12 protein-coding genes are annotated in these 10,385 nt (G+C 72.1%); 1 reads left to right on the forward strand and 11 read right to left on the reverse strand.

What is annotated here, in order from left to right:
• Positions 1-12 precede the first annotated feature (12 nt).
• The 4 genes from VGD70_RS32775 to VGD70_RS32790 all read right to left on the reverse strand — a co-directional run bounded on the left by VGD70_RS32775 (position 13) and on the right by VGD70_RS32790 (position 4,545).
• On the reverse strand, positions 13-618 hold the full coding sequence (locus VGD70_RS32775; protein ID WP_331088285.1) for a hypothetical protein: 606 nt from the start codon (positions 616-618) through the stop codon (positions 13-15).
• Positions 615-2,351, reverse strand: coding sequence for a hypothetical protein (locus VGD70_RS32780; protein WP_331088287.1), 1,737 nt, complete (start codon positions 2,349-2,351; stop codon positions 615-617). Before VGD70_RS32780 ends, VGD70_RS32775 begins: the two co-directional genes overlap by 4 nt.
• 314 nt (positions 2,352-2,665) lie before the next feature.
• Positions 2,666-3,256, reverse strand: a complete 591-nt coding sequence (locus VGD70_RS32785) for a histidine phosphatase family protein (protein ID WP_331088289.1) — start codon at positions 3,254-3,256, stop codon at positions 2,666-2,668.
• On the reverse strand, positions 3,253-4,545 hold the full coding sequence (locus VGD70_RS32790; RefSeq protein ID WP_331088291.1) for a geranylgeranyl reductase family protein: 1,293 nt from the start codon (positions 4,543-4,545) through the stop codon (positions 3,253-3,255). Before VGD70_RS32790 ends, VGD70_RS32785 begins: the two co-directional genes overlap by 4 nt.
• A gap of 147 nt (positions 4,546-4,692) precedes the next feature.
• Here VGD70_RS32790 and VGD70_RS32795 point away from each other — a divergent pair, with 147 nt between their 5' ends.
• A complete protein-coding gene (locus tag VGD70_RS32795; protein WP_331088293.1) occupies positions 4,693-5,238 on the forward strand; it encodes a DUF4328 domain-containing protein in 546 nt (181 codons plus the stop codon).
• On the opposite strand, the gene VGD70_RS32800 is transcribed toward VGD70_RS32795, so the two are convergent.
• From VGD70_RS32800 to VGD70_RS32830, 7 genes are all read right to left on the reverse strand, one after another.
• The gene (locus VGD70_RS32800; protein WP_331088295.1) at positions 5,201-5,914 is read right to left on the reverse strand and encodes a demethylmenaquinone methyltransferase; all 714 of its coding nucleotides are present in this window, start codon (positions 5,912-5,914) and stop codon (positions 5,201-5,203) included. The two genes, VGD70_RS32795 and VGD70_RS32800, sit on opposite strands and share 38 nt — an antisense overlap.
• 21 nt (positions 5,915-5,935) lie before the next feature.
• Complete coding sequence (locus tag VGD70_RS32805; protein ID WP_331088297.1) at positions 5,936-7,057, reverse strand: glycosyltransferase family 1 protein; 1,122 nt, start codon at positions 7,055-7,057, stop codon at positions 5,936-5,938.
• Between the two features lie 74 nt (positions 7,058-7,131).
• On the reverse strand, positions 7,132-8,193 hold the full coding sequence (gene paaE / locus VGD70_RS32810) for a 1,2-phenylacetyl-CoA epoxidase subunit PaaE (protein ID WP_331088299.1): 1,062 nt from the start codon (positions 8,191-8,193) through the stop codon (positions 7,132-7,134).
• 1 nt (position 8,194) lies between these two features.
• On the reverse strand, positions 8,195-8,686 hold the full coding sequence (gene paaD, locus VGD70_RS32815; protein WP_331088301.1) for a 1,2-phenylacetyl-CoA epoxidase subunit PaaD: 492 nt from the start codon (positions 8,684-8,686) through the stop codon (positions 8,195-8,197).
• Positions 8,680-9,546 carry a 1,2-phenylacetyl-CoA epoxidase subunit PaaC gene (gene paaC / locus VGD70_RS32820; protein WP_331088307.1) on the reverse strand — a complete coding sequence of 289 codons (867 nt, stop codon included), beginning with the start codon at positions 9,544-9,546 and terminating at the stop codon, positions 8,680-8,682. Before paaC ends, paaD begins: the two co-directional genes overlap by 7 nt.
• A gap of 86 nt (positions 9,547-9,632) precedes the next feature.
• Positions 9,633-9,926, reverse strand: a complete 294-nt coding sequence (paaB, locus tag VGD70_RS32825; RefSeq protein ID WP_331088303.1) for a 1,2-phenylacetyl-CoA epoxidase subunit PaaB — start codon at positions 9,924-9,926, stop codon at positions 9,633-9,635.
• A partial coding sequence (locus tag VGD70_RS32830; protein ID WP_331088305.1) for a Phenylacetic acid catabolic protein occupies positions 9,923-10,385 on the reverse strand: 463 nt, incomplete at its 5' end. The genes VGD70_RS32830 and paaB, both read right to left, overlap by 4 nt.

Here is a 10,385-nt window from a genome sequence, read left to right on the forward strand (position 1 = left end):
GTCAGAGACGGCCTAGCGACTCCGCTCGATCATCACGGCGGTGGCCCAATCCGGCTCGGCGTCGGCCGGCACGCCCAGCGCCAGTAGGTAGTCGTGAAGCATCTCGCCGGTGAACCGGCTCGCCTTGGTCCGCCGCCGGTACGCCTCCTCGTCCTCGAAATCGAACGCCTTGCCGCTGGTTTCGAAGACCCAACGTCCACCGTCGTCGGCCGCGACGATCGAGCGCTCGACAGCGAGAGGCGGCTCACCGTCGGGGCCGTACACCTCCAGAATGCGTGCCGGATAGCCAGGCTCGTCGTCATCGACACGCACCGCACGGATCGCCCGGCATTTGAGCTCGCGCGCCGCATGGCTCGGCAACACTCCAACGTCGGTCCCATTGGGAGTGTTGTTCAAGACCAGGGTCCAGCCGTCGATCGCAACGCAGGCGTAGCGGCTCAGGACCGGCACCGGAGCGAGTATCCGCAGGGCGTCGTCGAGCGACGTCCATTCGGGAGCCGACGTGATCCAGCTCGCGTCGAGCCCCTCCACGAGCCAATCGGCCAAGTGCCGATGGTCGTACGCGAAGAAGCCCACCTCATTCGTCGTCGGACCGCCGGTGCGTGACGGAAGGGTCATGGAATCAGCCTCAGCAAGAAGATGGCTCCGGGATCATTGGCCAGGATGCGTGCCTCGTGCAGGAGTCCCCGCGGGTTCGCGAGGCCCTCGTATTCGACGTAGTAACGCTGGCCGTTCAGAGTGTACTGGAGGTCCGGCCGGTTGATTCCGACTCGCTGCCCTATCGCGTTGACCTGCTGCTGGTTGACCCGAACGTCGGTGGCACCTCTCGGCAGCGCCGCGATGTCGGCCTTCAGGGCCTGGTTGTGGGACGGGCGGCCGATCGACCGGTTCAGCGAGAGGGCCCGCGGCGCCACCGGGCTGACCGCGATATCTCGGTTCGCCCTGTCCGCCTTGTGATCACCTGGACGCGCGCTGTTGGCTCCGCGGCCGGGTACCACGCCTGCCCTGGGCGGAGCCTGTCCCGGTGACGTGGGCCGGCCCTGGCTCGTGTCGGCCCGGCCGCGATTGACCGGGGCGGTGGCCGGCCGGCCGTTGTTGTCGACGTGTCGCGGTGCCGGGGCTGCGGGAACCTGGGTGGTGTCGCGCTCGGCGGGGCCGGCGGAGCGGTCCACCGCGGCCGTCGACGAGCTGTCGCTCGTGGCCCGATCGGGGGTCGGCGAACCGGGCGACGCATCGGGGCCTTCGCCCGGGGTGGGCTGATGCGGCGCGGGCTGTTGAACCGGCGCGGGCTCTCGAACCGGGGCGGGCTGCTGAGCCGGGGCGGGCTGCTGGACGGCCTCGGGGCTCGGGGTGCCGTCGCCGCTGGGGCCCTTGGAAACCTGCGTGTCCTCGAGCAGCTTGCGGAGGGTACGCAGCTTGGATAGCGCACCAGCGGCGGGAATCAGACCGAACGCGTTATTGCCGAGCGCCCGGCCGGGCTCCGTCTGCCACTGATCCCAGCTGACCATCTGCTTGGCGAATTCGACCGGGTGATCCTTGGCAAATGCCGCGATCTTCGCCATCTCGTCCAACAACTCGGCATACTCCGCGGGATTGCTGAGCCGCCACAGCAGGTCCACCGTGCCCGTCACGCCGTCCCACAGGCCGACGAGTATGTCGCTGGTGAACTTGCCGCCAAAACTGTCGCGATCCCAGATGTCTATGCCCCAGATATTCCAGTCTTCATCCAGGGGATGAACTGTGGGGTCACCTGGCCTGCCCGCGACGATGCGGTACCGGTAGGCCAAGTCGTGGGTACCGGTCTTCGCGGCGGTCTTCGGTTTCGGCGGCGCCCAGGCCACGAGTTGCTGCGTGGCGGACCCGTTGGCGCCGGAGCGGCCCGGAACGCCCTGCGGGGGCACGCTCGACACCCCCGGCCGGTCGTGCCGGTTGTCCCGTGGCGGCGACGCCGGGGTTCGTTGCTGCGGAGTGACCTTGTTCGGGTCACGGTCCGCAGGCCGGTCTGCCCCGACCTTCGTCGTCGGCCCGGACCCCGGCGCCGAGCCGGGTGACGCGTGGCTGGCCGAGGACCGCTGCTGCGGCGAGAACTTGTGCGCGCTCCGGTCCGGCGGCTTGTCCTTCCGCTGTGTCGGCTGCGACGAGGGTGCCCGCCCGAAGCCGGGCGACGGCGCACCGGCGGATGACTGCTGTGCCGCGGAGTTGGCCGGCCCGGAGCGGGCCGGTACCGCCTTCTGCCGGGCCTGGACACCCCGGTTGGCCGAGTCCCCGGGTGAGGACGAATTCTGGTTGGCCGCCGCGGCTTCGGCCGCCGTCGGCGCGACCAGCGCCACGGCAACCGCGCCGACGAGCACGGCAAAGCCCGTCCTCAAGCGACCAGTAACCTGCCAATTCGCCATCGTGCCGGCCCCTCCCGGATCTCGCGGAACTCGAGCGCGCGTCGTGTGCGCCTGACAAGAAAACCCAACCGCAGTTGGGAGTCGGTACGAAAGTTACTCGCAATCCCCGCGCTGGGGAAGATCCTTCCGTCAAGGCAGGATGTCGGCGTTGACCGTTTCCAGCGTGCTCGGCGACGACACCGCGTTCGAGGCCTCCTACCCCTGTGAGGACGCGGCGGAGTCTCCACGTGCGGTTGAGCCGGAAGCCGCGGAAGGAAGACGGCCGGCTGTCAGTAGACCGCGCGGCGTTCCTCGGGAATGCCTGTCCAGCGGAGCTCCGGGGGGAGGTGCGCCTGGTCGTTGAAGGCGACCAGGGACGCCGGCCAGTGTTCGCGGTACTGGATGATCGTCAGGCCCCCGTTCGCGGCGTCCAGGCCCAGCCATCGCCACTCCGGCGCGCCCAGCGCGGCCCGCACGAACCAGCACACGATCTGGCTGTGCGTGATCAGCAGGTCCTGCCGCTCGTCCGGGGTGGCGAACTGCGCGAGCACCTCGGTGCCCAGCGTCGGGCCGCCGGAGCGCCGCTCGTCCGAGTAGTCCGCCAGGTGCGCGAGCGCCACCGGGGCGAAGGCCTTCGGCAGCTCCGAGGCCAGCGGCAGGTACGGCGGGTAGTCGGCGAGCAGGTCGGACTGGCGCAGCGGCAGCTCCAGCGACGCGGCGACAATGGCGGCCGTCTGGGCGGCGCGGGCCACCGGGCTGTGGTGCACCGCGGCGAGGGGCACGCCCGCGAGCCGGGCCGCGAGCAGCAGCGCCTGCTCGCGACCCCCGGGCGTGAGGTCACCGGCCGCCTCGCCGTGGCGGGCCAGGTAGAGCGTTCTCACACGCTCGGCGCGATGCGGGTCGCGGCCGTGATCATGCGGTCGAACGCGTCGCCGTCCTTCGGGTCGTACAGGCCGGCCAGCAGCTTGAGCACCAACTTCATCAGCGTCGTCCTCGGCAGTCCGTACTTCGTCGCCGTGCGCATCACCAATGGATTACCGATCAGGCGGCTGAAGATGTTACCCAGCCGGTAGTAGGACCCCAGCGCCTGCTTCAACGCCACCGGATACCCCGCCAGCGCCCGCTCCCTCGCCGGCCCCTCCGGCCGCGCCAACGCCTGCACGACACACTCCGCGGCCAGCTTCGCCGACTCCATCGCGTAGCCGATGCCCTCGCCGTTGAACGGGTTGACCATCCCGCCGGCGTCCCCGACGAGCAGCAGGCCGCGGGAGTAGTGCGGCGTGCGGTTGAAGCCCATCGGCAGCGCGGCGCCGCCGATCTTGCCCACCGCGTTGTGCTCGCGGAAGCCCCACTCCTCCGGCGTCCCGTCGAGCCACGCGCGCATCAGCGCGCGATAGTCGGTCTTGCCGAACGCCTTCGACGTCGACAGGATCCCCAGCCCGACGTTGACCGTGCCGTCGCCCATCCCGAAGATCCAGCCGTACCCGGGCAGCAGGCGGGGCTCGGCACCCGAGCGGTCCCACAGCTCCAGGTGCGACTCCAGGTAGTCGTCCTTCGACCGCGGCGACGCGTAGTACCGCCGCACCGCCACACCCATCGGCCGGCTCTCGATCTTGTCCAGCCCCACCGACAGCGCGAGCCGCGCGGACACGCCGTCACACGCGAGCACGACCGGCGCGCGGTAGCTGACCGGCGTGCGCTCCGGCCCGACCTTGGCGCTGACACCGACGACCCGGCCGTCCCGCTCGTCGGTGATCGCGCCGGTGACGTTGGTCTGCTCGAGCAGCCGGGCACCGGCGCGCTGCGCGGTACGGGCGAGCATCTCGTCGAAGTCCTGGCGGGTACGCACCACGCCGTAGGGCGGGAACGTGGCGAGGTCGGGCCAGTCGAGCTCGAGCGTGACGCCGCCGCCGACCACCCGCAGGCCCTTGTTCTGCAGCCAGCCGGCCTCCTCGCGGGTGTCGATGCCGAGGTCGATGAGCTGCTTGACGCCGCGGGGGGTGAGGCCGTCGCCGCAGACCTTCTCGCGGGGGAACGTGCTCTTCTCCAGCAGCAGGACATCGAGCCCGGCCCTGGCCAGGTAGGTCGCCGCGGTCGACCCGGCTGGTCCGGCGCCGACGACGATGACCTCGGCGTCCTCGGCTGCCTTGCGTCGGCTCGGTGTGGCCATCCGGGGGCTCCTCGCGCTTGTGAAAACGTTCACGAACTGTGCGTCATTCTATCGGGGCACCGGCCGGCCGACCGCGTGACGAAACGGACAGGCCGCGTGCGGCGACACCTAGATATCACCACAAGTGATTGTGACCTGGGGGCCGTCATGGCGAGTCCGGAACCGACCCTGCCGAAACCGCCACCGCGGCCGGCGCCGCTGCTGGGGCCGACCACCGCGGCCTCGCTGCTGGTCGGCGGCACCTGCCTGGTGGGGATCCTGAACGTGTGGGCCGCCTGGCACCGGCACGCCGTGGCCCTGGACTACCTCGCGGGCGTGCCCGGCATCTGGGTGGCCGACCTCACCAGCGCCGACGCCACCAGCCGGACGGTCGGCGTGCTGTACGTCATCGCCATGGTGGCCGCGGGGGTCGCGCTGCTCGTGTGGCTGTCCCGCGTCCGGGCCAACGCCCGCCTGCTCGCGGACCGCCCGGTCGCGGCCCACCCCCGCCGCCGGGACTGGGCGGTCGGCGCCTGGTTCACCACGACGGTGCTCGCGCTGGTGGTGACCTTGCTGCTGCGCGAGGACGCCACCGCCGGCCTCGCGACCGTCGCGACGGTGGCCGTGGTCCTGCAGTGCGCGGCCGGCGCGCCGGTGATCGTGGTGGTCCGCCGGATCACGAACCGGCCGGCTCACGACCAGCAGCCGGCTTGACGGCCCGGTGCAGCGCCACGACGCCGAAGGTCAGGTTCAGCCACTCGACCTCGTCCCAGCCGGCGGCGGCGATCAGCTCCGCCAGCGACACCTGGTCGCGCCAGTCGCGCATCGACTCGGCCAGGTAGGCGTAGGCCTCGCGGTTGGACGAGAACGGCGTCGTGATCCGCGGCAGCAGCCGCAGCACGATGTTGTGGTGCAGCCACCGGATGGGCCGCCACGGCGGCTGGGACACCTCGCAGATCACCAGCCGCCCGCCCGGGCGCACCACCCGGCACATCTCGCGCAGCGCGGCGACCGTGTCGTTCATGTTGCGGAGGCCGAAGGTGACCGTGACCGCGTCGAACGAGTCCGTCGCGAACGGCAGGTGGAACGCGTCGGCCGCGACCTTCGGCACGTCGCGGTGCGCGCCGCTGCGGAGCATGCCGAGGGAGAAGTCCGCGGCGACGCAGTAGGCGCCGGAGCGCGCGTACTCGACGGTGGACACCGCGGTGCCGGCGGCGAGGTCGAGGATGCGCTCACCCGGCGTGGCCTCGAGGACGCGGCGGGTGAGCCAGCGCCAGCGCCGGTCGAAGCCCATCGTCATCACCGAGTTCGTCCGGTCGTAGCCCTTGGCCACGCCATCGAACATCTCGGCCACGTCGCGGGGGTTCTTGTCCAGGCCGGCACGAGGCATGACCAGACCCTACGGCACCCGTCAGGCCGCCAGCATGGTGCTACTGACCTGGTCGTAGTGCCCGAGGAGCTCGTCGCACACCGCGGGCCAGGTCCGCGCCAGCACCGACTCCCGGGCCGCCACACCGATGCGCCGGCGCAGCGCCTTCTGCCGCAGAAGCTCCACAGTGGACCACAGCTCGGCGGCGAACCGGGTGTCGTCGTGCGGCGCGAGGAGGAAGCCGGTCCGGCCGTGCTCGACGAGGTCGCGCGGCCCGCCCGCGTCCGGCGCGATGACCGGCAGGCCGGACGCGAGCGCCTCCTGCGCGGCCTGGCAGAACGTCTCGTGCGGGCCCGTGTGGACGAACACGTCGAGGCTCGCGTACGCGGCGGCGAGCTCGGCGCCGGTCCGGAAGCCGAGGAACGCGGCGTCCGGCAGGAGCTTGCGCAGCGTGGGCTCCTCCGGCCCCTCGCCGACGACGACCACCCGGACCCCGGGCATGCCGTGCAGCGCGGCGAGCCGCCGCACCTGCTTCTCCGGCGCCAGCCTGCCGACGTAGCCGACGAGCAGCTCGTCGTGCGGCGCGAGCAGGTCGCGCAGGCGCAGGTCGGCGTGCCACGGAGCGAACATCTCGGTATCCACCCCACGTGCCCACCGGTGCACCCGTGGCACGCCGTGCGCTGTCAACGCTCCCACCGACGCCAGCGACGGGGCGAGCGTGCGGTCGGCGCCGCTGTGCAGGCGGCGGATCCAGCGCCAGGCGGCGCGGGCGCCGTGCTTGAGCCCGTACGCGGCGGCGAACCCGGCGACGTCGGTCTGGTAGACGGCGACCGTCGGCACGCCGAGCTTGCGCGCGGACCGCAACCCGGCCGCTCCCAGCACGAACGGCGACGCCAGGTGGACGACGTCGGGCGCGAACTCCGACAGCGCGGCGTGCACCTTCGGCGACGGCATCCCGATCGGCAGCGAGCTGATCACCGGCAGGTCCACCGCGCGGACCCGCTTCACCTCGGCGTGCAGGTATCGGTCCGGCCCACTGATCCCGGGCGCGATGACGAGTGCCTCGTGGCCACGGGCGTGCAGGTGCTCGACGACCCGAAGAACCGAGTTCGTCACGCCGTTGACCTGCGGCAGAAAGCTCTCGGTGACGATGGCGACGCGCACGGCCTGACCGTCGCAACCCGCGCTGCCGTCAGGAGAACGGCAACATGGCCGCCGGGCGAACGTTGCCCGAAGACTCAGGCGTCGTAGTCGATGACGATCTCTTCCGAGCGCGGCATCGCCTGGCAGGTGAGCACAAAACCCGCTGCCAGCTCGTGCGGTTCGAGGGCGTAGTTGCGGCGCATCTCGACCTTGCCCGACACCAGCCGTGCCCGGCACGTGCCGCAGACGCCGCCCTTGCACGCGAACGGCAGGTCGGCCCGCACCCGTTGCGCCGCGTCGAGGATCGGCGTGTCCGCCGGCAGCGTGAGGGTGGTCTCGCGGCCGTCCAGGTGCAGCGTCACCGACGCGGCCGGACCGTCCACTGCGGACTCGTCGGCGCGGTCCAGCGGGGGCGGCGGCTCGTCCACATAGAACAGCTCGCGGTGGATCCGCTCGCGCGGCACGTGGTGCGCGAGCAGGACCGCGTCGGCGTCGGTGAGCATGCCGAACGGGCCGCACAGCCACCAGTGGTCCACATCGGACGTCGGGACGACGGTGTCCAGCAACGCCGTGAGCCGGTCGGCGTCGAGCCGGCCGGAGAACAACGCGACGTCCCGCGGCTCGCGCGAGAGCACGTGCACCAGCTGCAGCCGCGCGGGGTACCGGTCCTTCAGGTCGGCCAGCTCGTCGCCGAACATCACCGTGTCCGTGCGCCGGTTGCCGTACAACAGGGTCGCCTGGCTCGACGGGTCCGCCGACAGCACCGCGGACATGATCGACAGGACCGGCGTGATGCCCGACCCGGCCGCCACGAACACGTGCTGCTCCCCGCGCCCCGTGAGGTCCGGCGTGAACCGGCCCTGCGGCGGCAGCACGTCCAGCACGTCCCCCGGTCGCAGCGCCGACACCAGCCGCGAGGAGAACAGCCCGCCGTCCACCCGCCGCACCCCGATCCGCGGCGGCGCGGACGGCGGCGCGCAGATCGAGTACGACCGCCGCTCCTCGACGCCGTCGACCTCCTGCCGCAGCGTCAGGTACTGGCCCGCCTTGAAGGCGAACGCCTTCGCGTGCTCCGGCGGGACCGCGAACGTCACCGCCACCGCGTCCTCGCACAGGCGGTCCACCCGCGCCACGGGCAACGCATGGAAGGTGGCCACCTCAGATCTCCTTGACGTGCTCGAACGGCTCCCGGCACGACTCGCACCGCCGCAGCGCCTTGCACGCGGTCGCCGAGAACCGGGACAGCTCGGTGGTCCGCATCGAGCCACACCGCGGGCACGGCACCCGCGACACCGGCGGCGTCAGCCGCAGCGGCACCGGCCCGGACCGCGGCCCGACCGGACCGGGCGGCGCGATCCCGTGCGCCAGGAGCTTGCGGCGCCCGGCCGGGGAGATCCAGTCGGTGGTCCACGCCGGGCTCAGCTCGGTGCGCACCTCGACGTCGGCATACCCGGCCGCACGCAGCCGCCGGCGCAGGTCCGCACGCATCTCCTCGAGTGCCGGGCAGCCGGTGTAGGTCGGCGTGATCGTGACAACCACCCGGCCGCCGGCGTGCTCCTCGACCGACCGCAGCACGCCGAGATCGGCCAGCGTGAGCACGGGAAGCTCCGGATCGAGCACTCCCGACGCCACCTCCAGCGCGGTCACCACACGGCCCCCGGGAGCGCGCGCGCCAGGTGCTGCATCTGCGCCAGCAGGTACCCGAGCGCCTCGGTGTGCGCGCCGTCGCGCCCGCCCCGCCCGGCCACCAGCGACATCGGCGCCACGGCCGGCCGGTCCAGGCCGGCCGCGGCGAACACCGTGGCCAGCACGTCGTCCACATCGGACCGCACGGTGGCGGGGTCGACCGCGATGCCGGGCAGCCGCTCCTCCACCGGATGCGTCACGAAGAGCTCCGGCACCAGCGGCCACACCTGCTCGAGCCCCGCGATCATCCGCTCGCGCGAGTACGCGGTGCCGCCGGCGAGGCGCAGCGTCCACTGCGCCGCGTGGTCGCGGTGGTAGGCGAGCTCCTTCACGCCCTTCGCGGCGATCGCGGCGAGCACCGGGTCGACCGAGGCCGCCAGCTGCGAGAGCACCGCCAGCCGCCAGGAGGAGAACACCAGCAGCCGCGCGATCGTCGTCGCGAAGTCCCCACCCGGGCCCGGCCCGCAGTCGATCTCGACCAGCCGCACGTTGCGGAACTCGTGCTCGTCCCGCAGGTACGCGAGCGCGTCCTCGTCCCGGCCGGCGCCCTCGACCTCGCCGGCCCGCGCCAGCAGCAGCCGCGCCTGGCCGAGCAGGTCGAGCGCGATGTTGGCCAGCGCGACGTCCTCCTCCAGCTCCGGCGCGCGCGAGCACCACTCGGTGAGCCGCTGGGCCAGGATCAGCGCGTCGTCGGCGAGCATCAGGCTGTACGCCACCAGGTCCGCGCTGTCCACTTCGGACGGAACGGCCCGCGGGACGCCGGCGAGCGGGTCGTCGAAGCCGGTGCCGAAGGCCCAGTGCCCGACGTCGCCGTCGCCGGACATGATGGCGTCGTAGGCGTTGTCACCGTAGCCACTGTCCCCGTAGCCACTGTCCCCGTGTTCGTGCGGGACACCCGCACCCGAGTCGGTCATAGGTGCGGCACGTCCTCGGGGATCGAGTAGAACGTGGGGTGCCGGTAGACCTTGTCCCCGCTCGGCGCGAAGAACGGGTCCTTCTCGTCCGGCGACGACGCGGTGATCGCCGACGCCCGCACCACCCAGATGCTCACGCCCTCGTTGCGCCGGGTGTAGAGGTCGCGGGCGTTGCGCAGCGCCATCTCGTCGTCCGGCGCGTGCAGCGACCCGACGTGCACGTGGTTGAGCCCGCGCTTCCCGCGCACGAAAACCTCGTACAGCGGCCAGACCGACCGTGGCTCACTCACGTCGCGTCTCCTGGTTCGGTCCGCTCACGCGACTCCTTGCCCTTAGCGGCGTACGCGGCCGCGGCCTCGCGCACCCAGGCGCCGCCCTCGTGCGCGGCCCGCCGGTGCGCGACCCGCTCCTTGCTGCACGGCCCGTTCCCGTTGACGACCTGCCAGAACTCGTCCCAGTCGATCTCGCCGAAGTCGTAGTGCGCACGCTCGGCGTTCCAGGCGAGCGCGGGATCGGGCAGCGTGACGCCGAGCGCGTCGGCCTGCGGCACGGTCATGTCCACGAACCGCTGCCGCAGCTCGTCGTTGGTGTGCCGCTTGATCCGCCACGCCATCGACTGCGCGGTGTTGGACGACGCCTCGTCCGACGGCCCGAACATCATCAGCGACGGCCACCACCACCGGTCGACCGCGTCCTGGACCATGCGCCGCTGGGCCTCGGTGCCGCGCATCATCGTCATCAGCAGCTCG

It is taken from the genome of Actinophytocola sp. (assembly GCF_036402745.1).
Classification (GTDB): Bacteria; Actinomycetota; Actinomycetes; order Mycobacteriales; family Pseudonocardiaceae; genus Actinophytocola.